Annotated in this window: 23 protein-coding genes; 15 read left to right on the forward strand and 8 right to left on the reverse strand. The window is 70.1% G+C overall.

Annotated elements, in window-relative coordinates; genetic code table 11:
- Positions 1–13: 13 nt before the first annotated feature.
- From BWR60_RS14610 to BWR60_RS14625, 4 genes are read left to right on the forward strand one after another with little or no spacing between them, the layout of a single operon-like run.
- Positions 14–307, forward strand: a complete 294-nt coding sequence (locus BWR60_RS14610; RefSeq protein ID WP_088151758.1) for a (2Fe-2S)-binding protein — start codon at positions 14–16, stop codon at positions 305–307.
- Complete coding sequence (locus BWR60_RS14615; RefSeq protein ID WP_088151759.1) at positions 304–1,677, forward strand: NAD(P)/FAD-dependent oxidoreductase; 1,374 nt, start codon at positions 304–306, stop codon at positions 1,675–1,677. The genes BWR60_RS14610 and BWR60_RS14615 overlap by 4 nt, the downstream gene beginning before the upstream one ends.
- Complete coding sequence (locus BWR60_RS37640; RefSeq protein WP_088151760.1) at positions 1,674–2,804, forward strand: NAD(P)/FAD-dependent oxidoreductase; 1,131 nt, start codon at positions 1,674–1,676, stop codon at positions 2,802–2,804. The genes BWR60_RS14615 and BWR60_RS37640 overlap by 4 nt, the downstream gene beginning before the upstream one ends.
- A gap of 31 nt (positions 2,805–2,835) precedes the next feature.
- Positions 2,836–3,879 (forward strand): ABC transporter substrate-binding protein, encoded by a 1,044-nt coding sequence (locus tag BWR60_RS14625; RefSeq protein WP_218823504.1) that lies wholly within the window; start codon positions 2,836–2,838, stop codon positions 3,877–3,879.
- 115 nt (positions 3,880–3,994) lie between these two features.
- Here the strand turns inward: BWR60_RS14625 and BWR60_RS14630 are convergent, their stop codons facing one another.
- The 3 genes from BWR60_RS14630 to BWR60_RS14640 form a co-directional block, all read right to left on the reverse strand.
- Positions 3,995–4,630, reverse strand: coding sequence for a TetR/AcrR family transcriptional regulator (locus BWR60_RS14630; RefSeq protein WP_088151762.1), 636 nt, complete (start codon positions 4,628–4,630; stop codon positions 3,995–3,997).
- Between the two features lie 90 nt (positions 4,631–4,720).
- A complete protein-coding gene (locus BWR60_RS14635) occupies positions 4,721–6,097 on the reverse strand; it encodes a four-carbon acid sugar kinase family protein (protein ID WP_088151763.1) in 1,377 nt (458 codons plus the stop codon).
- A 229-nt stretch (positions 6,098–6,326) separates the two neighbouring features.
- Positions 6,327–7,571 carry a ribulose-bisphosphate carboxylase large subunit family protein gene (locus BWR60_RS14640; protein ID WP_230983057.1) on the reverse strand — a complete coding sequence of 415 codons (1,245 nt, stop codon included), beginning with the start codon at positions 7,569–7,571 and terminating at the stop codon, positions 6,327–6,329.
- A gap of 103 nt (positions 7,572–7,674) precedes the next feature.
- Between BWR60_RS14640 and BWR60_RS14645 the strand changes: the two genes are divergently transcribed.
- The 7 genes from BWR60_RS14645 to BWR60_RS14675 all read left to right on the forward strand — a co-directional run bounded on the left by BWR60_RS14645 (position 7,675) and on the right by BWR60_RS14675 (position 14,818).
- Positions 7,675–8,502, forward strand: coding sequence for a phosphogluconate dehydrogenase C-terminal domain-containing protein (locus BWR60_RS14645; protein ID WP_088151765.1), 828 nt, complete (start codon positions 7,675–7,677; stop codon positions 8,500–8,502).
- Between the two features lie 59 nt (positions 8,503–8,561).
- Complete coding sequence (locus BWR60_RS14650; RefSeq protein ID WP_088151766.1) at positions 8,562–9,500, forward strand: D-ribose ABC transporter substrate-binding protein; 939 nt, start codon at positions 8,562–8,564, stop codon at positions 9,498–9,500.
- A gap of 22 nt (positions 9,501–9,522) precedes the next feature.
- Positions 9,523–10,353 carry a DUF2291 family protein gene (locus BWR60_RS14655; RefSeq protein ID WP_088151767.1) on the forward strand — a complete coding sequence of 277 codons (831 nt, stop codon included), beginning with the start codon at positions 9,523–9,525 and terminating at the stop codon, positions 10,351–10,353.
- Positions 10,350–11,888, forward strand: a complete 1,539-nt coding sequence (locus BWR60_RS14660) for a sugar ABC transporter ATP-binding protein (RefSeq protein WP_088151768.1) — start codon at positions 10,350–10,352, stop codon at positions 11,886–11,888. The genes BWR60_RS14655 and BWR60_RS14660 overlap by 4 nt, the downstream gene beginning before the upstream one ends.
- Entirely contained in the window at positions 11,885–12,958 is a 1,074-nt protein-coding gene (locus tag BWR60_RS14665; protein ID WP_088151769.1) for an ABC transporter permease, read from the forward strand. Before BWR60_RS14660 ends, BWR60_RS14665 begins: the two co-directional genes overlap by 4 nt.
- Positions 12,959–12,962: 4 nt before the next feature.
- Positions 12,963–13,988: a Gfo/Idh/MocA family protein gene (locus tag BWR60_RS14670; RefSeq protein ID WP_088151770.1), complete on the forward strand. Its 1,026-nt coding sequence runs from the start codon at positions 12,963–12,965 to the stop codon at positions 13,986–13,988.
- Between the two features lie 140 nt (positions 13,989–14,128).
- Positions 14,129–14,818 (forward strand): RNA polymerase sigma factor, encoded by a 690-nt coding sequence (locus tag BWR60_RS14675; RefSeq protein WP_088151771.1) that lies wholly within the window; start codon positions 14,129–14,131, stop codon positions 14,816–14,818.
- Positions 14,819–14,847: 29 nt separating this feature from the next.
- Here BWR60_RS14675 and BWR60_RS14680 read toward each other — a convergent pair whose 3' ends face one another.
- The 4 genes from BWR60_RS14680 to BWR60_RS14695 form a co-directional block, all read right to left on the reverse strand.
- A complete protein-coding gene (locus BWR60_RS14680) occupies positions 14,848–15,177 on the reverse strand; it encodes a cupredoxin domain-containing protein (protein WP_088151772.1) in 330 nt (109 codons plus the stop codon).
- Between the two features lie 4 nt (positions 15,178–15,181).
- Entirely contained in the window at positions 15,182–15,712 is a 531-nt protein-coding gene (locus BWR60_RS14685) for a DUF4142 domain-containing protein (protein WP_088151773.1), read from the reverse strand.
- A 172-nt stretch (positions 15,713–15,884) separates the two neighbouring features.
- On the reverse strand, positions 15,885–17,291 hold the full coding sequence (locus BWR60_RS14690) for an adenylate/guanylate cyclase domain-containing protein (protein WP_088151774.1): 1,407 nt from the start codon (positions 17,289–17,291) through the stop codon (positions 15,885–15,887).
- Positions 17,292–17,343: 52 nt separating this feature from the next.
- Entirely contained in the window at positions 17,344–18,054 is a 711-nt protein-coding gene (locus BWR60_RS14695; protein WP_088151775.1) for a transcriptional regulator NanR, read from the reverse strand.
- Between the two features lie 436 nt (positions 18,055–18,490).
- Between BWR60_RS14695 and BWR60_RS14700 the strand changes: the two genes are divergently transcribed.
- From BWR60_RS14700 to BWR60_RS14715, 4 genes are all read left to right on the forward strand, one after another.
- Complete coding sequence (locus tag BWR60_RS14700; protein ID WP_218823506.1) at positions 18,491–19,546, forward strand: LacI family DNA-binding transcriptional regulator; 1,056 nt, start codon at positions 18,491–18,493, stop codon at positions 19,544–19,546.
- An 81-nt stretch (positions 19,547–19,627) separates the two neighbouring features.
- Positions 19,628–21,013, forward strand: a complete 1,386-nt coding sequence (locus BWR60_RS14705) for an ABC transporter substrate-binding protein (RefSeq protein ID WP_088151776.1) — start codon at positions 19,628–19,630, stop codon at positions 21,011–21,013.
- Positions 21,014–21,089: 76 nt separating this feature from the next.
- On the forward strand, positions 21,090–21,971 hold the full coding sequence (locus BWR60_RS14710) for a carbohydrate ABC transporter permease (RefSeq protein WP_088151777.1): 882 nt from the start codon (positions 21,090–21,092) through the stop codon (positions 21,969–21,971).
- Positions 21,968–22,804 carry a carbohydrate ABC transporter permease gene (locus BWR60_RS14715; protein ID WP_088151778.1) on the forward strand — a complete coding sequence of 279 codons (837 nt, stop codon included), beginning with the start codon at positions 21,968–21,970 and terminating at the stop codon, positions 22,802–22,804. The genes BWR60_RS14710 and BWR60_RS14715 overlap by 4 nt, the downstream gene beginning before the upstream one ends.
- 21 nt (positions 22,805–22,825) lie before the next feature.
- Here the strand turns inward: BWR60_RS14715 and BWR60_RS14720 are convergent, their stop codons facing one another.
- Positions 22,826–23,569 carry a carbonic anhydrase gene (locus BWR60_RS14720; protein WP_088151779.1) on the reverse strand — a complete coding sequence of 248 codons (744 nt, stop codon included), beginning with the start codon at positions 23,567–23,569 and terminating at the stop codon, positions 22,826–22,828.
- Between the last annotated feature and the right edge of the window lie 9 nt (positions 23,570–23,578).

The following is a 23,578-nucleotide window of genomic DNA, read 5'->3' on the forward strand; positions in this document are numbered from 1 at the left end:
CCGGATCCCTCTGATGCCCATCCTGACCCGCCTGGCCGAGACCGCCAGGCCCGAGATCCGCTTCCGCCTGGACGGGCGGCCGGCGATCGCCCTGGCCGGCGACACGGTGCTGACCGCGATCCTCACCTCCGCCGACCGGCTGCGCCGGTCCGAGTTCGGCGGCGGTCCTCGCGCCGGCTTCTGCCTGATGGGCGCGTGCCAGGATTGCTGGGTGGCGACCGAGGACGGGCAACGCTTCCGCGCCTGTTCCACCGCCATCGCCGAGGGCATGCGGCTGGTGACCGGCCCGACGGGAGACGCGGCATGAGCGGCGAGATCCGCCCCGTCATCGTCGGCGCCGGCCCGGCCGGCATCCGCGCCGCCCAGGCCCTGGCGGCGGCCGGGCTGCGCCCGGTCGTGGTGGACGAGGCGGCGAAGGGCGGCGGCCAGATCTATCGCCGCCAGCCGGATGGCTTCACCCGCGACGCGAAGACTCTCTACGGGACCGAGGCGGCCAAGGCCGAGGCGCTGCACCGGACCATCGACGGGCTGGCCATCGACCACCGACCGCAGACCCTGGTGTGGAACATCGAGGCCGGGGCGCTGGACCTGCTGCGGGACGGCCAGGCCGAGCGGCTGCCCTACAGCCGTCTGATCCTGGCCACCGGCGCCACCGACCGCATCCTGCCGATCCCCGGCTGGACCCTGCCCGGCGCCTACAGCCTGGGCGCGGCGCAGGTGGCGCTGAAATACCAGGGCTGCGGCATCGGCCGGCGCGTCGCCTTCATCGGCACAGGCCCGCTGCTGCCGCTGGTCGCCTCGCAGTATCTCAAGGCCGGGGCGGAGGTCGCGGCGGTGCTGGACACAGCGCGGCAGGCCGACAAGCTGGCCGCCCTGCCCGGCCTGCTGCGCGGCCCCGCCACCATGGCCAAGGGCCTGCGCCTGCTGGCGGCGCTGAGGGCCGGCGGCGTGAAGCTGCGCCACGGCGCCCGGCCGCTGCGCATCCTCGGGACCGAGCGGGTCGAGGGGCTGGTCTGGCACGACGGCGAGCGCGAGCAGCGGATCGACTGCGACGCCGTCGCCTTCGGCTATGGCCTGCGCTCCGAGACCCAGCTGGCCGACCTGGCCGGCTGCCGCTTCCGCTTCGACCCGCTGAACCGCGCCTGGCTGCCCGAGCGCGACGCCGCCGGCCGCAGCAGCGTGGCCGGTGTCTACCTGGCCGGGGACGGCGCCGGTATCGCCGGGGCGGATGCGGCGGAGCTGGCCGGCGAGCGCGCGGCCCTGGCCCTGCTGGAGGATCTCGGCCGGCCGGTCGACCGCGCCCGCGCGGCACACCTGGAGGGTAAGCTGGCCGCGATCGGCCGGTTCCGCCAGGGGCTGGAGCGTGCCTTCCCCTTCCCCGCCGGCTGGGCCGCCCAGGCGCCGGACAGCCTCGTGATCTGCCGCTGCGAGGAGGTGTCGGCCGGCACGCTGCGCGCCACCGCCACCCGCTGGGGCACCCCGGAGCTGAACCGGCTGAAGGCGCTGTGCCGGGTCGGCATGGGCCGCTGCCAGGGCCGCATGTGCGGCACCGCGGCGGCCGAGATCCTGGCCGCCCATCGCGGCGTGCCGATCGAGGCGGTGGGCCGGCTGCGCGGCCAGGCCCCGGTCAAGCCGATCCCGATCGCGATCGAGGCCGCGCCGGAGGAAGCGGCATGACCGCCACCGAACGGATTACCACCGACGTCGCCATCATCGGCGGCGGCATCGCCGGCGCGGCGGCGGCCCTGGCGCTGCGCCGCATGGGGATGGCGGTGCTGCTGCTGGAGCGCGGCTTCTGCGGCGCCCAGGCCAGCGGCGTGAACTATGGCGGCGTCCGCCGCCAGGGCCGGCCGCCGGAGCAGATCCCGCTGTCGCAGCGCGCCCATGCGATCTGGCAGCGCCTGCCCGAGACGATCGGCATCGACGGCGAATACATCCGCTCCGGCCACCTCAAGCTGGCGCGCAGCGAGGCCGAGCTGGCGTCGCTGGAAGCCTATCAGGACCGGGTGCGCGATTTCGGCCTCGGGCTCGAGATCGTCGCCGGCAACGCCTTCCGCGCCCGCTGGCCCTGGCTGGGCGACCGCGCCATCGCCGGCTCCTGGTGCCCGGCCGACGGCCATGCCAATCCACGGCTGGTGTCGCCCGGCTTCGCCCGGGCCGCGCGCAAGGCCGGGGCCGACATCCGCGAGCAGACCGCGGTGCAGGAGGCGGTGCGCGACGGCGACGGCTTCCGCCTGCTGGCCGGCGAGGGGCTGGAGGTACGGTCGCGCCTGCTGCTGAACTGCGCTGGCGCCTGGTCCGGCCGCTTCGCCGCCGCCTTCGGCGAGCCGGTGCCGCTGGTCTCGGCCCATCCCAACATGGCGGTGACCGAGCCGCTGCCGCGCCTGATGGACATCAATGTCGGGGTCGAGGGCGGCAGCATCTATGCCCGCCAGGTCGAGCGCGGCAACTGCGTCATGGGCGGCGGCCGCGGCATCACCCTGGACGAGGACCGGGCCCGGCCCGGCCGCAGCGCCATCGCCGCGCTGCTGCGCCAGGCGGCGGAGCTGTTCCCGGCGCTGCGCGGCGCCCAGGTGATCCGGTTCTGGAGCGGGGTCGAGGGCGACACACCCGACCGCAACCCGGTGCTGGGGCCGAGCGGCACGACGCCGGGGCTGATCCATGGCTTCGGCTTCTCCGGCGCCGGCTTCCAGATCGGGCCGGCGGTCGGCGAGGTGCTGGCAGAGCTGGCGCGCGACGGCCGCAGCACCACCCCGGTCGAGGCCTTCGACATCGGCCGCTTCGCCACAACGGCGACGGCCTGAGCATCAACAACCGAAAACAGGAGAGAGCGACATGAACGGACGGATCACGACGGTACTGCTGGCCACCACGCTGCTGACGTCAGGCGCGGCGATGGCGGAGACCAAGACCCTCTATATCGGCATGAACGGCGGCGACATGGAGAAGGCGTACAGCCAGTACGTCTTCCCCGACTTCGAGAAGGCCAACGACGTCAAGGTCGTGGTGGTGCCCGGCACCTCGTCGGAGATCCTGGCGAAGGCGCAGGCGGCCAAGGACAACCCGCAGATGCACCTGGTCTTCCTCGATGACGGCGTCATGGTCCGCGCCATCGGCATGGGGCTGTGCCAGAAGACCGAGAGCGCGCCGGTGATGGCCGACCTGTACCCCGCCGCGCGGATCAAGGACGACATGGCGCTGGGCGTCACGGTCACAGTCACCGGCCTGGCCTACAACACCAAGATGTTCGAGGAGGAGGGCTGGGCCGCCCCGACGTCCTGGATGGACCTGGCCGACAAGAAGTTCGAGGGCAAGGTCGTGTTCCAGTCGCTGTCCAGCAGCACCTACGGGCTGCACGGCTTCCTGATGTTCAACCGCATCCAGGGCGGCACCGAGGAGAATGTCGATCCCGGCTTCGCCAAGTGGGGCGAGACCGTCGGCCCGAACGTCCTGGAATACATCCCGAGCTCGGCCAAGCTGTCGGAGATGGTGCAGACCGGCGAGGCGGCGATCTTCCCGCTGACTCCGACCGCCGTCGCCAGCTTCAAGGACAAGGGCATCCCGGTCGCCTACGCGCAACCCAAGGAAGGCGCGGTGGTGCTGATGGTCGCCGAATGCGTCGTCGCCGGGAACTCCGAGCCGGCGCTGGCGCAGAAGCTGGCGCAGTACCTGCTGACGCCCGAGGCCCAGGCCAAGGCGCTGCAATACGGCAACCAGATCCCGTCCAACGCCAAGGTCGACGGGTCGACCCCGGAATCGGCGGCGATGGTGAAGGAGATGCGCGGCTATCTCGACAACGCGGTCACGGTCGACTGGGACCAGATCAACGCCCACCGGCCGGACTGGAACGACCGCTGGAACCGGACGGTGGAACGGTAAGGCTACCCTCTATCGTCATTGCGAGGAGGCGAAGCCGACGAAGCAATCCAGGGGCCAGCGCGCACCGGCCCCTGGATTGCTTCGCTGCGCTCGCAATGACGGTATTGAGGCCGAGTCACCCCAGCCCCAACGCCCGGCGGACGAAGGCCTGCAGCTCGGCCACTAGGCCGGCGACATCGGTGCGGCCGTCGGCGATGGCGTGGTCGACGCCGCCATGGAAGGCGTAGAACAGCAGGATCCCCGTCATCTCGGGGTCGTCCGCCACCCAGGCCCCGGCCGCGGCGCCGTCGCGCAGCAGCTCCACCAGGCCGCGCACCGGCTCCATATGGCCGTCGACACGGCGCTGGCGCGGCAGGAAGTCGGGCGTGTGGAACAGCACGTCATGCAGCTCGACCTGGTCGAGATAGCCGTGCACGCCGCCCTCCAGCCAGGCGGCGAGCTGGCTCGACCAGTCGGCCGGATCGGCTTTCGCCCGGGCGGCGGCGATGCGGGCGCCGAACCGCTCGGCGAAGCGCTCGCGCAACGCCTCGACCAGCGCCTCCTTGCTGGCGAAGTACAGATAGAAGGTGCCCTTGGCCACGTCGGCGGCGGCGACGATGTCGTCGATGCTGGTGCCGGCGATGCCCTTGCGCAGCACCAGCGCCTCCCCCGCGTCCAGCAGCTCGCGCCGGCGCACCTCGGACGGCTTGGTCCGCGGCCGCCCCGGTTCGGCGGCGGCAGGCCGTCGTCTGCGCGTCTGGGATTCGATCATCGCCGCACTCTGCGTCGATCGGCCGGCGCGATGCAACCTCGGGACGGCCGAGCCAGCCCCTGAGCCTCCGCCGGATCGATCCGTCGGACCTCAGAATGGGGAAGCAGCCCCTCCCCCGCTTCTGATCCGGATGAAGTAGTCGGGCGCCCCCATCTGGCCGCCTTTCAGCGCGATCTCCAGCCCGGCCAGCGCCGGGTCGTCGCCATGCGCCCGGAACAGCGCGGCCCCCGGCACGGTCGGCGCCAGCGCCGTCAGGGCATGGATGCCGAGGACGCTCGCGCCGTAGCCGGAGGTGTCGCCGCCGGCGATGATGCCGCGCTTCAGCCGCCCCCGGCGCAGCACCTGCTGCAGCGCGGTGCCGAGGCCGGTGCCGATGCGCTCATTGACCACGGCCGGGTCGGCGCCGGAGGCGGCGAGCGCCTGGTTCAGCGCGGCCACGGCCGGATCGTCGGGGCCGCGGGCGGTGAACAGCAGCGGGTCGCGCCCGGCCCCGATCGCGGCCAGCGCCGCCTCGACCGTACGGCCGATCTCGCCGGCCCAGGCGGCCTCTTCGACCGCAAGGCGGGCATCGACCGGGATGGGGTGGAAGCCACGCTCGAGCGCATGGACGATCTGGGCCGCGGTCTGCGGCGCGCAGGAGCCGGAGACGACCGCGACACGGTCAACCGCCCCGGCGCTGGGCGCCGGCGGGGGTGGGTCGATCAGCCCGGCCTGCCGCCAATGGGCCAGCAGCGCATATTCCAGCCCCTGCGAGCCGATCGCGAACAGCCGGTCGCCGCGGCTGCGCCAGATCAGGCCGCCGACCGCGGCGAGGTCGGCCTCGTCCACCACGTCGAAGGCGACGATCTCGGCGCCGGCCGCGATCTCCCGCTCCAGCGCCGCCTCCCCGCGGCCGGAGCGCAGGGCGGTGAGGTCGACGAGGCCGAAGGGCTTGTCCGTCTGCCGCGCCAGATGCCGCCGGACATCGGCCTCGCCCATCGGCGTCACCGGGTGGCGGCTCATCGTCGGATGCCGGTCGAGGCGGTGGGCCGTGCCGTCGAAGGCGGCGAAGAGGTTGCCGAAGCACTGCCACCGCCCGATCGCCGGCGCCGCCACCACGAAGGGATGCCAGGCGCCGCCGAGTACCGGCACCGCGAGGTCGGCGGCCTTGCCGATCGACCCGACATGCGGCGCGGAATCGAGGGTCGAGCAGATCTTGTACTGTGCGACCGGCGCGCCGAGCCCGGCCAGGGCCTCGAACACCGGCGGCAGGTGCCGCTCCATCCAGGCCGGATCCTTCGACCGCGCCACCCCGGCGATGCCGATGCCGCGATAGCCGGCGAAGGCGGCGAGGTGTTGCGGCGTCGGCACGTCGAGGAACAGCACGGAGGGCACGCCGCCGAAGGTCAACACCTCCATCACCGCGGCGGCACCGGTGAAGTCGTCGCCATACCAGGAAACGAGCGGGCCTGGGGGGAGAGAGGTCATGCGGCGGCTCGCCAAGCTAAATAAGCTAAAGGAGTCCCCCCTCCCCTCGCGGGAGGGAGATAGGGGGAGGGGGTTCTCGCAGCTTGGCCTAGCCCTGCCGATTGGGCTTCGAGGCGAGTCGAAAGCGCATTCGCGCGCGGACGCGCGCAGACCCCTCCCCCTGCCCCCCTCCCGCAAGGGGAGGGGGGACTAAAATGGAATGGGGAGACAGGAGCTCGTCGGAGATCACTCATCCCCGATACGCCTCCAGCGCCTGGGCCAGGGCCGGCCGGGTGCGGGCGTACTCCGCCAGCGGAACGCCGCCGACCGCGGCCTCCCAGGCCTCGCGCAGCGCGGCGACGCCGGCGGCCGGGCCGGCGGGGTGGGCCATGATGCCGCCGCCGGCGGCGAAGATCAGGTCGGTCGAGCCCAGCGCCTTCCAGGTGCCCGGCGCCTGCCGCACCGTCTGGCCGGAGGAGAAGACCGGCATGATCGAACAGGGCTTGTCCGGGAACAGCGGCGCCAGGCAGGCACGGGCCGAGGCGATGACGCTGTCGTCATCCTCCGAGAACTTGTTGGCCAGGCCGTTGACATGGATGTGGTCGGCCCCGGCCAGCCGCCAGATTTTGTGCCAGGCGGTGAAGCTGAAGCCGAGCAGCGGGTGGCGCGAGAGGTACCCCCAGCCGTTGCGATGGGCGTGGATCGGCAGCGCGCTGTGGCGGCCGAGCGCGATCATGCCGGCCAAGCCGACCGAGTTGACGCTGGCCATGACGCAGGTGCCGCCCAGCGCCTGCACCAGGTCGTGGCGGCGCCGCATCTCGTCCAGGTCGCCGGTCAGGTTGAAGGCGACCATCACCTTGCGGCCCTTGCGCTCGGCGACGTCGTTGACCGCACGCATCACGGCGCGGGCGCGGTCCTCGAACGGGCAGGCGGGGCCGTCGGCTTGCAGCTCGTCATCCTTGATGAAATCGATATCGGCCTCGGCCAGGGTGCGCACCAGCTCCGCCGTCTCCTCCGCCCCGAGGCCGACGCTGGGCTTGATGATGGTGCCGATCAGCGGCCGGCCCTCGACCCCCGCCAGGCGCCGCGTGCCGGCGATGCCGAAGCGCGGCCCGGCATAGGCGGCGGCGAAGGCCGGCGGCAGGCGGAGGTCGAGCAGCCTGAGGCCGGAGAACTGCTTCAGCTCGAACAGGTTGCCGGCGACGGCCGCCATCAGGTTCGGCAGGGACGGCCCGAGATTCGCCAGCGGCCAGGACAGGGTCACCCGCGCCCGGACGACCGGCCCCGCTCCGCCCGCGCCCGGCAGGGATGGCGCCGCGGCCTCGCCGACCACCTCGAGCCGCTCGACCCGCGCCGCCGACCGCTCCTTCAAGGCCGGCGTCTCGCCCGGCACCGCGACGAAGGTGCCGGAGGACTGCTCGCCCGCCATCGCCTCGGCCGCCGCCCGCGGGTCATAGGCCGTCTCGATCAGGTAGTCGGCCTCGATGCGCTCCATCCCCTGCCCCCTCATCCGTGCGATGATCAAATCATGCTGATTGACTCATCATACCAGTTGTCTTACTCGTCTCGGCAAGAACCTGGCAAGAGAGGGCGCACCCATGACGTCGATCGCGTTGTTCGGGGCTGGCGGCAAGATGGGCTTCCGGCTGTCCAGCAACCTGAAGGGGTCACGCTTCGACGTGCGCCATGTCGAGGTCGGCGAGGCCGGCCGGGCCAATCTGAAGGCGAAGCTCGGCGTCGACTGCGTCCCGGCCGAGGCGGCGCTGGACGGCGCCGACGTCGTCATCCTGGCCGTGCCCGACACGCTGATCGGCAAGGTTGCCGCCGGGATCGAGAAACTGCTCCGCCCCGGCACCATGGTGGTGGCGCTGGATGCCGCCGCCCCCTTCGCCGGCCACCTGCCGAAACGGGACGACCTGACCTATTTCGTCACCCATCCCTGCCACCCGCCGATCTTCAACGACGAGACCGAGATGGCGGCGAAGACCGACTATTTCGGCGGCATCGCGGCCAAGCAGCACATCGTCTCCGCCCTGATGCAGGGGCCGGACGAGGCCTATGCCCTGGGCGAGGAGATCGCCAAGGTGATCTGGGCGCCGGTGATGCGCTCGCACCGCGTCTCGGTCGAGCAGATGGCGCTGCTGGAGCCCGGCCTGTCCGAGACCGTCTGCGCCACGCTGCTGGTGGTGATGCGCGAGGCGATGGACGAGGTGGTGGCCCGCGGCGTGACCCATGACGCGGCCCGCGACTTCCTGCTGGGCCACCTCAACGTGCTGGCCTCGGTCATCTTCGACGAGCGCGAGGGCGTGTTCTCCGACGCTTGCAACAAGGCGATCGAGTTCGGCAAGCCGGTGCTGATGCGGCCGGACTGGAAGCGGGTGTTCGAGCCGGACGAGATCGCGGCCAGCATCCAGCGCATCACCTGAGATCCGGCGGGCCGCAGGCCCGAACCGGGCGAGACAACGACATCCACAGGGAGGATCATATGCGTTTCACCAAGGCGCTTCTCGCGGCCGGCATCGCCGGCACCCTGGCCCTCGGCGTCAGCGTCGCCGCCCAGGCGGCGGACCTGGTCGCCATCATCACCCCGTCGCACGACAACCCGTTCTTCAAGGCGGAGGCCGAGGGCGCCCAGAAGCGGGCCCAGGCGCTGGGCTACGACACCATCGTCCTGGTCCATGACGACGACGCCAACAAGCAGATGGAGCGGATCGACACCGCCATCGCCCGCGGCGCCAAGGCGATCATCCTCGACAATGCCGGGGCCGACGCCACGGTGGCGGCGGTGCAGAAGGCGAAGGACGCCGGCATCCCGTCCTTCCTGATCGACCGCGAGATCAACGTCACCGGCGTCGCCGTCGCGCAGATCGTGTCGAACAACTACCAGGGCGCCCAGCTGGGGGCGCAGGAGTTCGTCCGCCTGATGGGCGAGAAGGGCAACTATGCCGAGCTGGTCGGGCGTGAGGCCGACACCAATGCCGGCATCCGATCGCAGGGCTACCACGACGTCATCGACGACTATCCCGACCTGAAGATGGTCGCCCGCCAGTCGGCCAATTGGAGCCAGACCGAGGCGTTCTCGAAGATGGAGTCGATCCTGCAGGCCCATCCCGACATCAAGGGCGTGATCTCCGGCAACGACACCATGGCGATGGGCGCCTGGGCGGCGCTGACCGCCGCCGGTCGCACCGACGTCATCCTGGTCGGCTTCGACGGCAGCAACGACGTGCGGGATTCGATCAGGCAGGGCGGGATCAAGGCGACCGTGCTGCAGCCGGCCTACCGCCAGGCGGAGCTGGCGGTCGAGCAGGCCGACCAATTCCTGAAGACCGGCAAGACCGGCCAGTCCGAGAAGCAGCTGATGGACTGCCTGCTGATCACGCCCGACAACGCCGGCAAGCTGGAAACCTTCGCGATGAAGTGACGGGCGAGTCCGGAGATCCGAAATGGCGGGCGTTATCCAATTGCCTCTCCCGCTTGCGGGAGAGGTCGGAGACGCGAAGCGGCTCCGGGTGAGGGCTCTTTGTCGAGGCCTGGGCCAGCCCTCACCCGGTCGTCCTGCGGACGCCCGACCTCTCCCGCCAGGCGGGAGAGGCAAAATAAGGCCGGCTGCATCGGCCGCTCGTGCCCTTGGTGTAGCAGTCGCGCTCCTGGCTGCCGGGCTGCCGCTGGCCGCCTGCAAGCTTGTGAAGAACGAGCCGCCGCAGGTGGCCTCGGCGGCGGGCAGCGTCGCCACCTCCTTCGACAACCCGGCCTTCGACCCGGAGAAGACGGTCGAGGAGATCTGGCAGCCGAAGCTGCTGCCCTATCTCAAGGCCAAGGCCGGGCCTTTCGCCGAGGTACGGGCGCTGTCCCCGGACGAGGCCGGCAAGCGCTTCGGCTACCGCGCGGTGGACAGCATGCCCTGGACCGTGGCGGCGACGGTCGAGGGCAAGATCACCGCGGCCGACACCGGCACCCGGGCGGCGACCATCGAGGTCGATACCGACGGCGACGGCACCGCCGACCTGACCGTCCAGATCGGCCCGGTGTTCAAGGGCACGGCGCTGCGCGACAGCCTCGACTTCATCTCGTTCAACAGCTTCGCCAACCAGATCGAATACGCCAAGTTCGGCAAGGCGCTGAACGCCCATATCCACAACGCCACCCTGGCCGCCCTGCCGCGCGACAAGCTGGTCGGCCGCACCGTGACGCTGCTGGGCGTGTTCACCCTGGACGACCCGAAGGCCAGGCCGCTGGTCACCGCGGCCGAGCTCAGCCTGGGGGCGCCGCCGTGACCGAGGCCCCTGCCCTCCAGGTCGAGGGGGTGACCAAGGTCTATCCCGGCACGGTGGCGCTGAAGGGCGTCGACTTCACCGTGCATCGCGGCGCGGTCAACGTGCTGGTCGGCGAGAACGGCGCCGGCAAGTCGACGCTGATGAAGATCATCGCCGGCGTCGAGCAGCCGACCGAGGGCCGCGTCCTGGTCGACGGCCGGCCGGTGGTGCTGCACAGCCCGCAGGACGCCGCCCGGCAGGGCATCGGCATCGTGTTCCAGGAGCTGAACCTCTGCGCCAACCTGTCGGTGGCGGAAAACATCTTCATGGCGCGCGAGCTCAAGGCCGGGCTGCGCGGCATCGACCATCGCGGCCAGAACCGGCGGGCGGCGGAGCTGCTGCGCCGGCTGGAGCACGACATCGACCCGCGCGCCGAGGTCGGCGATCTCGGCATCGGCCAGCAGCAGATCGTCGAGATCGCCAAGGCGCTGGCGCAGGACGCCCGCATCCTGATCATGGACGAGCCGACCTCGGCCCTGAGCGCCGCCGAGGTCGAGATCCTGTTCCGGGTGATCGCCGAGCTGAAGGCGCAGGGCGTCGCCATCGTCTACATCTCGCACCGGCTGGAGGAGCTGGTGCGGATCGGCGACTTCATCACCGTGCTGCGCGACGGCCGCATCACCGGCCATGAGCGGATGGGCCAGATCGACGTGCCCTGGATCGTGCGGCAGATGGTCGGCTCCGCCATGAAGGATTTCGCGGCGCCGGGCGACCGGCCGCCGGGGCCGGAGGTGTTCCGGGCCGAGGGCATCTGCCTGCCGCGCGCCGCCGGCGGCTATGCCGTCGACCATGTCTCGCTGTCGTTGCGGGCCGGCGAGATCCTCGGCCTCTACGGGCTGATGGGCGCCGGGCGGACCGAGCTGTTCGACTGCATCATGGGCCGCCATCCCTATTCCCGTGGCGCCATCTATCTCGACGGCGAGCGGGTGACGGCGCGCGACGTCACCGGGCGGATCCGCCGCGGCCTCGCCATCATCCCGGAGGACCGGCAGCGCGACGGGCTGGTGCCGATCCTGTCGGTGGCCGAGAACCTGACCCTGTCCAGCCTGCGACGCTTCCTGCGCGGCTTCCATCTGCGCCGGTCGGCCGAGATCGAGGCCGCGCGGCGGTCGATCCGCGAGCTGGCGATCAAGGTGTCGGATCCGGGGATCGAGGTCAGCGCGCTGTCCGGCGGCAACCAGCAGAAGGTGGTCATCGGCAAGGCGCTGATGACCGGCCCGCGGGTGCTACTGATGGACGAGCCCAGCCGCGGCATCGATGTCGGCGCCAAGGCCGAGATCTTCCGGGTGATGCGCGACCTGGCGTCCCGGGGCCTCGGCATCCTGTTCGCCACCTCGGACCTCGAGGAGGTGATGGCGCTGTCGGACCGGATCGCGGTGATGAGCAACGGCCGGCTGGTCGAGACCTTCGACCGCGCCGAGGCGACCGAGGACCGCGTCGTCGCGGCGTCGGCCGCCGGGCACGGACCAGCCCTCAGGGAGGAGGCGCGCGCATGATGGCAGCGGACAAGGCGGCCGGGCGGGAGGGGTGGAGCGGCGACGCCGTCGCGCTCCATCTGATGAAGCTGCGCACCTTCATCGCGCTGTTCGCGGTGCTGATCGTGTTCTCGGCGATCGCGCCGAACTTCCTCAGCGCCGCCAACCTGATCCTGATGTCGAAGCATGTGGCGCTGAACGCCTTCCTCGCGATTGGCATGACCTTCGTCATCATCACCGGCGGCATCGACCTGTCGGTCGGGTCGATCGTCGGGCTGTGCGGCATGGTGGCGGGCGGGCTGATCCTGCACGGCATCGACCTGTCCGCGCTCGGCTTCGAGTACACGCTGTACTTCACCGTGCCGGAGATCATGCTGATCACCCTCGCCCTCGGGGTGGTGATCGGCGCGGTCAACGGCCTCCTGATCACCCGGCTGAAGGTGGCGCCCTTCATCGCGACGCTGGGCACGCTGTATGTCGCCCGCGGCGCCGCGCTGCTGCTGTCCGACGGGGCCACCTTCCCGAACCTGGCGGGCAAGGCGGAGCTCGGCACCACCGGCTTCGCCACGCTGGGCGCCGGCACGCTGCTGGGCCTGCCGCTGACCATCTGGCTGCTGATCCTGGTCGCCGCCGGGGCCGCCTATCTCGCCGCCCGCACGCCGCTGGGCCGGCACATCTTCGCCGTCGGCGGCAATGAGCGCGCGTCGGGCCTGTCCGGCGTCCGGGTCAACCGGGTGAAGCTGTTCGTCTACATGTTCTCCGGCTTCTGCGCCGCGCTGGTCGGGCTGATCATCTCCTCGCAGCTGATGGCCTCGCATCCGGCGACGGGCGAGACCTTCGAGCTGAACGCCATCGCCGCGGCGGTGCTGGGCGGCACCTCGATGTCCGGCGGCCGCGGCACGATCGGCGGCACCATCATCGGCGCCTTCGTCATCGGCATCCTGTCGGACGGGCTGGTGATGATGGGCGTCAGCTCGTTCTGGCAGACCGTGATCAAGGGGCTGGTGATCATCACCGCGGTGGTGGTCGACCAGGCGCAGCGCCGGCTGCAGCAGCGCGTGGTGCTGCGCCGCATGGCGCGGGAGGGTTGAGGCGATGCTGCGTGGCGCCCTGATCGGCTGTGGCTTCTTCGCCGTCAACCAGCTGCACGCCTGGCGCGATGCCGAGGGGGCGGAGATCGTCGCCCTGTGCGACCGCGACCCGGCCCGGCTGGAAGCGGCGGGACGCGATTTCGGCATCGCCCGGCTCTATGCCGACGCGGCGGAGATGCTGGCGCGCGAGGCGCCGGACTTCGTCGACATCGCCACCACCGTGCCGAGCCATCGGCCACTGGTGGAGCTCGCCGCCCGGCATCGCGTGCCGGTGATCTGCCAGAAGCCCTTCGCCGCCACGCTGGGCGACGCGAAGGCCATGGTCGCGGCCTGCGAAGCGGCCGGCGTGCCGCTGATGGTGCATGAGAATTTCCGCTGGCAGTCGCCGATCCAGGCCGTGCGCCGGGTGATCGACTCCGGCCGGATCGGCGAGGTGTTCTGGGGCCGCGTCTCCTTCCGCTCGGCCTATGACGTGTTCTCCGGCCAGCCCTATCTCGCCACCGGCGAGCGCTTCATCATCGAGGATCTCGGCATCCACAGCCTCGACATCGCCCGCTTCCTGTTCGGCGACGCCACCCGCCTCACCGCCCGGACCCGCCGGGTCAACCCGGCGATCCGGGGCGAGGATGTCGCCACCATGCTGCTGGATCATGAAGGCGGGATCACCTCGGTGGTCGACTGTTCCTACGCCACGCGGCTGGCGGCCGAGCCCTTCCCGGAGACGCTGGTCGAGGTCGACGGCAGCGAGGGCACGATCTGCCTCGGCCAGGGCTATCGCATGACGGTGACCGGCCGCGACGGCAGCGAGACGGTCGACGTCTCCCCGCCCCTGCTGCCCTGGGCCAGCCGCCCCTGGCACAACATCCAGGAGAGCGTGGCCGCGATCCAGCGGCACTGGGTCGATTGCCTGCGCGCGGGGCGCGAGCCCGCCACCTCCGGCCGCGACAACCTCAAGACCCTGGCCCTGGTCGAGGCCGCCTATGACAGCGCCGGGACCGGGCGGACGGTCGGGCTGACGGACCTGCTGTAGCCGCTCGAGACGCGCCGGTGAGCCGGCGCCGCGCCTGCCGACCTGCCGGGCGATGGCATCGTGCGCAGCGTCGGGAACCTGCGGGGCCGTCGCGCGTCCAATATGATGTAAACCATGTTCGAGGCTGCAGTCGGGTTCCGATGATGCTGGCGATCAGCGACGACGCGCTTACCGAATCCGAGCTCGTGGACCTCGCCAGGGCCGGCGACCCCGATGCGTTTCGCACGATCATGCGCCGCTGCAATCAACGCCTCTTCCGGATCGCCCGCAGCGTGGTGAAGGACGACAACGAGGCCGAAGACGTGGTGCAGGAAACCTATCTGCGCGCCTTCGCGGCCATCGGCGGGTTCCGAGGGGCTTCGAGCCTGTCCACCTGGCTGACGCGGATCGCCCTCAACGAAGCGCGTGGACGCCTCCGCAAGAGTCGCCCGAATGTCAGTCTCGACGTCATCGAAGCCGAACAGGCAAGGGGCGCGGATGTGATCATGTTCCCTCGACCCCTCGGCGCCGGCACGCCCGAGAGCGATGTCGCCCGCGCCGAGGCCCGCCGGTTGCTGGAGGTGGCGATCGACGAATTGCCCGAGGCGTTTCGGCTCGTCTTCATCCTGCGCGAGATCGAGGAATGCTCGGTCGAGGAAACGGCGGCGCAGCTGGGGGTGTTGCCGGAAACGGTGAAGACGCGCCTGTTCCGCGCCCGCAGGCTGTTGCGCGACGCGCTTTACGAAAAGCTCTCGTCCAGCGTCATCGAAGCCTTTCCGTTCCTCGGCGCCCGATGCGACAGGATCACCGAGGCCGTGCTGCGGCGCCTCGCAGGCCCCGCCCTGCCCTGACCGCCGGCGTCCGCCCTGCCGGCATGTCTCTATTTCCGCACGACGATGCGGCCCGTCATCCCGGGATGGAAGCGGCAATAATAGGCGATCTCACCCGCCGACCTCACGACGATGCGCGCCGTCGCCCCGGGCTTGAGATCCAGGTCGAAGCTGCGGTCCCGCGCCGTCGCGGTGTGCTCGAACAGATCGGCGTTCACCCACTCGATGACGTCCCCGACCCGGACGCCGGCCGGCGCGGTCCCGAAGCGCATGTCCGCGATACGGACCACATGCACCGTCGGATCGGCCGCCGCCGGTCGGGCCGCGAGAGCCGCCGCGATCAGAAGCGCCGCAAGGAATGCAGGTCGACCGCGGCTCATGGCCTTACGAACCGAGTTCCTGCGCCAGATGCTCGGCGTGCATCTGGTGTTCCTGGAAGAGCTTGAGGCCGGTGCCGAGCAGCGCCTTCAGCTCGGGGTTCTTCGCGTCGGGGATCAGCGTATCGCTCAGGGCGCCGTTCACGGTCTTGTGATAGGCGACCTCGTTCTCGATATAGGCACGGTCGAATGCCGCCCCGTCGAGCTTGGCCAACTCGTCCAGCCTGGTTTTCGCCTGGCTGGAAAGAGAGGCGCTCGTGGCATTGGGCTCAGGCGTGACGCCGAGCTTCTTCACCAGAGCAAGCGCTTGGTCGTTGACCGCCTGGTGATCGCGGACCATCTCCTCGGCGAAGGCACGGACCTTGGCGTTCTTGCTCTTCTTGAGCGCCTGTTGGCCGGCCTCGACATCGATCTGGCCTGCCGTGTAGGCGATATGGGCGATCTGCGGATCGGTCGGAGCAGCCGCCGTCTGAGCCGGTGCCGAGCAGCCTGACGCCAACACCGCCAACGCGCCGATGACGAGAGAGTTCCAGTTCATTGCAAGCTCCTGCCGGGATCACCCGAGGCGCGGGCGAGACGAGATTGTCGGCCCCGCACGAGCATTGGATGAGCCGGCGGCCCCGAGGTTCCCGTCCCTGGGCGGCCTCGGCACCCCGTCCGGGTCGGCCGCTGATCGAGCCGCCCCGGACCGGCAGTGCTATGGGCGCACGCTACGGGATCTCGTAGAGCGTCACCTCGGCCTCGATCCCGCGCAGCATGTGGCGCTGGGCGATCGGCTCGATGCCGCTGGTCTGCAGCAGCCTCGCAGTATCTGAATCCGTCACCACCGGCTCGGTCGCGAAGATGGCGCGCGAGTTCACCAGGGTCTGCACCCGGGCGGCGATGTTGACGGTCTGGCCGAAATAGTCCTGCCGCTCGTTGAGCGTGACCGCCAGGCACGGCCCTTCATGGATGCCGATCTTCAGCACCAGGTCCTCGCTGGCATGGGCGTTGTTCAGGCGCCCCATCGCGTCGCGCATGCGCAGCGCGGCGGCCACGGCCCGGTCGGGCGTCGGGAAGGTGGCCATCACCGCGTCGCCGATGGTCTTGACCACGGCCCCGGCCTCGGCCGCGACGATCTCGTGCAGCACGCGGAAATGGGCGCGCACCAGGTCGAACGCCGCGAGGTCGCCGACCCGCTCATACAGCGCCGTCGACCCTTTGAGATCGGTGAACAGGAAGGTCATGCTGGTGATCTTGAGCCGCTGGTCGACGTCGAGCGTGTCGGTCCGGTAGATGTCGCGGAAGGTCTGGTTGGTCAGCAGCCGCTTGGCCGTCAGGAACGGCTTGCGCCGGCCGAGCAGGTCGTGCAGCGCGTGCCCGGCGATCCACATCCCGGCCAACACCCGGCGGTTGGTGCGGTTCTCGACGGACAGGCGCAGCGGGCCCGGCCGCAGCGCGATGGTCTCGTTCAGCCGATGCACCGGATCGATGATGAAGGTCAGCGACTGGCGGTCGCGCGTCGGCTCGCCCTTCACGTCGATGAACTGGGTCGCGTGGCTGACGGGATCGAAGGCGATCAGGAACTCCGCCGGCAGCTGCAGCGACAGGATCGCCTTCTCCCCGGCCGGCAGCTCGACGAAGTCGAGGGTGATGTCCTCGATCAGCTGCTCGAAGTTCGGCGGCAGGTCGACGCCGGATCCCCAGAACACCTGGCGGCAATACTCCACCGGCGGCAGCATGTCGGGGTCGTGCGCGCCGATCCGGCGCACCCGCGGGCTGACGGTGAAGGCCACCTCCACCATCTCGTCGAGCGTCGGCTCGTAGCCGGCGGCGCAGAGGGCGCAGTGATACTCGTCGCGGTCCAGGGACTTCAGGGTGGCGCCGGCATCGAGGACGCCGCCGCAGCCGGGGCAGAGCACGTTCCAGGACAGCTCGAACAACCCGAGGCGTGCGGCATGCAGGAACACCGCGATGGCGCGTTCGACATCGATCCCGGCCTGGGCCGCGAAGTCGAAGACGTTGACGCGGCAGAGCGCGCGGTCCGGCGCCTCCTGCACCAGCCGTTCCACCGCCGCCGCAGCCTCCCCGTCGGCAAGCTGCCGCAGGGCCGCAAACAGGGCCTGAGTTTCGCTCATGCCGAGATTTTACATCAAAATCGATGAAAACACCAAGGCAGCGTGCTGTCGCTCACCCGTGATGCGCGTACAGGGCCGCGGACCGGTCGAGGTGGCGGACCATCGCCGCCTCGGCCGCGTCCGGATCGTGCCGGCGGATGTGGTCGAGGATCTCGCGATGCTCGGCCAGGGTGACGTTCTGCTTCCCCGTCCAGATCAGCATCTCGGTGTGATAGTCGCGCAGCCAGCTCAGCATCGCCTCGCTGACCGCCTCGAAGATCGGATTGCCGGAGATCGCTGCGATCCGGCTGTGGAAGCGCATGTCGGCGGCGATGAAGGCGGCCGGGTCAGCGAGCTTGCCGCCCTGGTCCTGCAGCGTCTCCTCCAGCCCCGTGACGTCCGCCGCCGTCGCCTTCTCCGCCGCCTCGCGCACCATGCCGCGCTCGAAGAACCGGCGCGCCTGCTTCAGGTGCTCGAGGCTGTCCGGCGAGGCGGAGAGCAGCATATGGGCGGAGAGGTCGACCTGCTGAAAGATCGACTTCGCGGTCAGCTGCCGCACACGGGCGCGCTCGCCATGGCTGATGGTGATCAGGCCCATGTTGGCCAGCGCCTGCATCGCCTCCCGGATCGCCGGGCGGCCCACGCCGAACCGGTCCATCAGGTCCCGCTCCGACGGCATGGCGTCGCCCGGCGCCAGCTCGCCGCGGGTGATCATGGCCTTCAGGCGATCGAAGACCTCGTGCCACAGCTTCCGGCGGACGATGGGGTCAGTCGAGTCCCGCACGTGATATCATCTCCTGCGCCGCCACCCCGATCTCGCGGGTGCGCCTGTCCTGGCACGATGATCATACCACCTGCTTCGGCCACCGGCACCTTCGGAGCGATGCGCGCGATCGATGCCGGCTCGGTCGCTCTTGGAAGCGCATGCGCCGAAACCCGCCGCTTGCACGGTCACAGCCAATCATGTTACCGGTCACATCAATAAGAACGACAAATCGACCCTGGCCATGGGGAGGGCCGACATCGTGCTTGCCGACGACCGCTTTCGCCCGACCGCTCCGCGCATCCGGCCCTGACCGATGACGCGCCGCATGGCCTGCCGCGCCCCGGCGCGGCCCAGCCCCATCCGCCGTGCGGCCGTCCGCCGATTGCGGGACCCGCGATCCCGTCGGCGCACGGCCCGGCGCGGCATGGCCCCGCGGCCGACCGAAAGCCATCCCATGCCCAAGCGCTCCCTCCGCCCCACCATGCGGGACGTCGCCCGCCTCGCCGGGGTCTCGCCCATGACCGTGTCCCGCGTCCAGGCCGGCAGCAGCCGGGTGGCGCCGGAGACGCGCGAGCGGATCCGCCAGGCGATCGCGCAGCTCGGCTATGTCGACGACAAGGTGGCCGCCGCGCTGTCGTCGCGCCGCACCGGCTTCATCGCCACGCTGGTGCCGACCATCACCAATTCCAACTTCGCCGACACCGCGCACGGCCTGACCGAGGCGCTGCGCGAGACCGGCTACCAGCTGCTGATCGGCTACACCCTCTATCGCATGAGCGAGGAGGAGGCGCTGGTCCGGGCGATGCTGGAACGCCGGCCGGAGGCGATCGTGCTGGCCGGGATGAACCACACCGAGGCCGCGCGCACCATGCTGCGCAGCGCCGGCATTCCGGTGATCGAGATCTGGGATTGCGGCGCCGCCGAGCCGATCGACCGCGCCGTCGGCTTCTCCAACATCGAGGCCGGCCGGGCCGCGGCGCGGCACCTGATCGCGCTGGGGCACCGACGCATCGGCGCGATCGGGCCGGCGATCGGCGGCGCCAGCCACGACTTCCGCGGCGAGGCGCGCCTGGCCGGCTTCACCGAGGTGCTGCGCCAGGCCGGACTGCCGGCCGACGCCGTGGTCCATCGCGGCCAGGTGCCGGTGTCCTTCGCCGGCGGCGCCGCCGCCATGGCCCATCTGCTCGACGCCGACGAACCGGTCGAGGCGATCTTCGCGGTGTCGGACCTCGCCGCCGTCGGCGCGCTGATGGAATGCCACCGCCGCGGCATCGCGGTGCCGGACCAGGTATCGATCCTCGGCTTCGGCGATTTCGAGATCGGCGGGCAATGCGTGCCGGCGCTGTCGACCGTGCGGATCGACGCCGAAGACATCGGCCGCCGGGTCGGCGCGCTGCTGCTGCGCGTGCTCGAGCCCCGGGACGGCGCGCCGGCACCGTCCCGGGTGATCGATGTCGGCTTCGAGATCGTCGAGCGCGGTTCGACGGCCAGGAGGCCCGGCCGCGCCTGACCCTTCCCGCTTCCGGCCGTCCGGAAGCCACCAGCAAGACGGCAGAAGCCGCGCCCCAACCTCAGCTCTGGGAGAAGTTCCATGCCCAAGATCGGTCTCCGCCACCTCATGGCGGGTTGTGCCCTGACCCTCGGCCTCGCCGCCACCCTGCCCGCCCAGGCGCAGGACACGCTCACCGTCTGGGTCACCAAGGGGTTCTACAAGGGCGAGGACGACGCCCTGCTGGCCCTGATCGACCGGTACCAGAAGGCCACCGGCGTCAAGGTCGAGCTGTCGCTGTACTCGACCGAGGACTGCATCGTGAAGTCGGTCGCGGCGGTCGAGGCCGGCACGCCGCCGGATGTCGGCTACTGCACCACCTATGATTTCCGCACCACCGGCCAATGGGCCTATGAGGGCCGGCTGGAGGATGTCAGCGACGTCATCGCCCCGATCAAGGACAGCTTCCAGCCCGATGCGCTGGCCACCACCTTCCTGATGAACGGCAAGACCGGGCAGAAGGCCTATTACGCCTTCCCGATCGAACGCCAGACCATGCACATCTTCTACTGGAAGGACATGCTGCAGGACGCCGGCTTCAGCGAGGGCGACATCCCCGGCACCTGGAACGAGTACTGGGACTTCTGGTGCGGCAAGGTGCAGGACGCGCTGCGCGCGAAGGGCAAGCGGATCTACGCCATTGGCCAGCCGATGAGCGTCGCGGCGTCGGACACCTTCTTCAGCTTCCTGACCTGGGCCAACGCCTACAACGTCAAGATCGTCGACGAGACCGGCAAGATCGTGCTCGACCAGCCGGAGAACCGGGCGGCGATGATCGAGGCGGTGAAGAGCTACAGCTCGATCTTCACCCGCGGCTGCACCCCGCCCTCCTCGGTCAACTGGCTCGACACCGACAACAACGTCAACTTCCACAACAAGACCACAGTCCTAACTCACAACGCGACGATCTCGATCCCCAGCAAGCACCTGGACGATTCGACCAACCAGACGCTGACCGAGGAGCAGCGGGCCCAGGCGAAGAAGAACTATGAGGAGAACATCCGCACCACCCTGTTCCCGAAGAAGCCGGACGGCGGCACGCTGCCGAACCTGGCGGCGACCAAGACCGCGGTGATCTTCGCCGATTCCAAGAACAAGGCCCGGGCCAAGGAATTCATGGCCTTCATGATGAAGGACGAGAACCTGACGCCCTTCGTCGAGGGCTCGGTCGGGCGCTGGTATCCGGTGACCAAGTCCGGCGCCGCCCGGCCGTTCTGGACCGACGGCACCGACCCGCACCGCGCCGTGGTGTCGAAGCAGTTCACCGAGGGCACCCTGCCCTTCCCCTTCGTCTACAACTACCACTTCACCACGGTGAATGCGGAGAATGTCTGGGCCAAGGCGCTGAACCGCGTGGTCCAGGACGGGGTCTCGCCCGACCAGGCGGTCGATGAGATGATCGCCCGGATCAAGGAAATCGCCGGTTAGGACCGACCTGCCGGCCCGGTCCGCGTGGAGCGCCGCGCGGGCCGGGCCGCAGCCCTTTCTCAGAGAGGACCAGCCGATGACAGCGACCACGATCCACGGGATCCCGGCAGCCTCCCGCGGCAGCCACCGCCGCACCTGGGCGACCTGGGGCGCGATCCTGCTCATCCCCTATATCGCCGTGTTCCTGGTGCTGGTGGCCTATCCGGTCGGCTACGGCCTCTATCTCGGCGCCAACCCGGCCAGCTACCGCCGCCTGTTCGCCGACCCGATCTTCCTGACCGCGGCGGTCAACACCATCCTGTTCCTGCTGATCGCGGTGAATGTGAAGATGCTGATCGCGCTCGGCCTGTCCGGATTCTTCGCCGTGCCGCGCTGGTGGATCCGGCTGCTGCTGGTGCTGTTCATCCTGCCCTGGGCGGTGCCGTCGATCCCGACCATCCTGTCCTTCCGGGTCATGCTCAACCCCGAGACGGGGATGATCAACCAGCAGCTGTTCCAGCTGTTCGGCATCTTCGAGGGCCCACCCTGGCTGACCAGCCCGTGGCTGGCCTTCTTCGGCGCGGTCGTGGTCCACATCTGGAAATCGCTGCCGTTCTGGACCCTGATCCTCCTGACCGGACGCCTGGCCATCGCCCGCGACCTGTACGAGGCCGCCGCGGTCGACGGCGCCTCGCGCTGGCAGCGCTTCCGCTTCGTCACCTGGCCGTCGGTCGCGGCGCTCTACGTCACCTCGACCATCCTGTCGACGATCTGGACGCTGGGCGATTTCAACAGCGTCTACCTGCTGACCGGCGGCGGCCCGAACGACAGCACCCAGGTGCTGGCGACGCTCGGCATCCGCTACCTGCGCAACAACAATCTCGATCTCGGCGTCGCCTCGATCATCGTCGCCATGCCGCTGATCCTGCCGCTGGTCTTCGTCATGGTGAAGCGCCTGTCCAAGGGAGGCGAGGCATGAAGCGCTTTCTCAACGAAGCGGCCCTGATCGCGATCGCCATCCCGGTGGTGCTGTGGACGGTGGTGCCGCTGTATCACCTGTTCGTCCTGGCGATCTCGCCGCAGGACGCGGTGCTGGCCGGCACGCTGTGGCCGGAGCATCCGACCTTCTCCAACTTCCTCACCGTGTTCCGGCAGCAGCACTATTATCTCAGCAATTTCTGGCTGCAGCTCGGCAACAGCTTCTTCATCGCGGTCACGACCGGGGTGGCGACCCTGTTCGTCGCCACCTGCGCCGCCTTCGCCATCAGCCGGCTGCGCGTGCCGGGCGGCCGCCATATCATGAACATGGCCCTGGCCACCTATCTGATCCCGGCCGCCTTCCTGGCCGTGCCGATGTACAAGACCATGGGCTCCTACGGCCTGCTCGACACCCAGACCGCGCTGATCCTGGCGATGATCGCCCTGGCCTCGCCCTATGCCATCTGGGTGCTGAAGCAGGCCTCGGACAAGCTGCCGCGCGAGTTGGACGAGGCGGCGATCATGGACGGCGCCAAGCCGCTGCAGATCTTCCGCATGGTCTATCTGCCGCTGATGCGCCCGACCCTGGTGGCGATCGGCATCTACGCGCTGCTGCTGGCCTGGAACGAGTACCTCTACGCCTTCCTGCTGCTGTCGAGCGAGAAGGCGGCGCCGCTGTCGGTCGGGCTGGGCCTGTTCCTGTCGGCCGACGATTCGCCGTGGAACCTGCTGATGGCGACCGGGCTGATCTACGCCGTGCCGCCGGCCGTGATCTACTATGTCTTCCGCAACGCCATGACCAGCGGGCTGACGGCGGGGGCGGTGAAGGGCTGAGCCTTCCCCGCCCCGCGCGGCTCAGACCAGCGTCACCCGGCCGGTCGCCAGGTCGTAGACGCCGCCGACGACCTTGACCTTGCCCTGCTTGACCAGCCTGGACACGACCGGGTCGCCGGTGACCAGGAGCCGGACGTTGCGGCGGACATTCTCGACGGTGGCGTCGGCGAGAAGGTCCGTCCCGCCCTTGGCCTTCGCCGCCACGACCGCCGGCTTGATCGAATTGACCAGCTCGGGGAGATGGCCGGGCAGCCTGGTGCCGTCCTTCAGCACCTTGATGGTCGCGTCGACCGCCCCGCAATTGCTGTGGCCGAGCACCATGATCAGCGGGATGTTCAGGACCAGCGCCCCGTATTCGAGGCTGGCGAGCCCGTCGTCGTTCAGGAAGTTGCCGGCGACCCGGACCACGAACAGATCGCCCGGTCCCTGGTCGAAGGCCAGCTCCGGCGCGACGCGGGAATCGGCGCAGCTCAGGATCGACGCGAAGGGATACTGGGCGGCCACCCGCGCGGCGCGGCCGGCCGAATAATCCTTTTCCGTCGGCGCGTTGGCGACGTAGCGGGCATTGCCGTCCATCAGCCGCTGCAGGCCCTCGTCACCGGAGATCGGGGTCGTCGCCGCCGGTCCCTTGCCCTGTGCCTCGGCCGGGCCGCAGGCGGAGAGAGCCGCGCCGGCCGACAGGAGTGCCGCGCCGACGAGCAGGCCGCGGCGAGAGACCGGGAGCGGCGACCGCTCCGCCGCGACGGAACAATGCTGATCGCACATGAAATTTCC

Source organism: Inquilinus limosus (assembly GCF_002195995.1).
GTDB classification, from domain to species: domain Bacteria; phylum Pseudomonadota; class Alphaproteobacteria; order DSM-16000; family Inquilinaceae; genus Inquilinus; species Inquilinus limosus_C.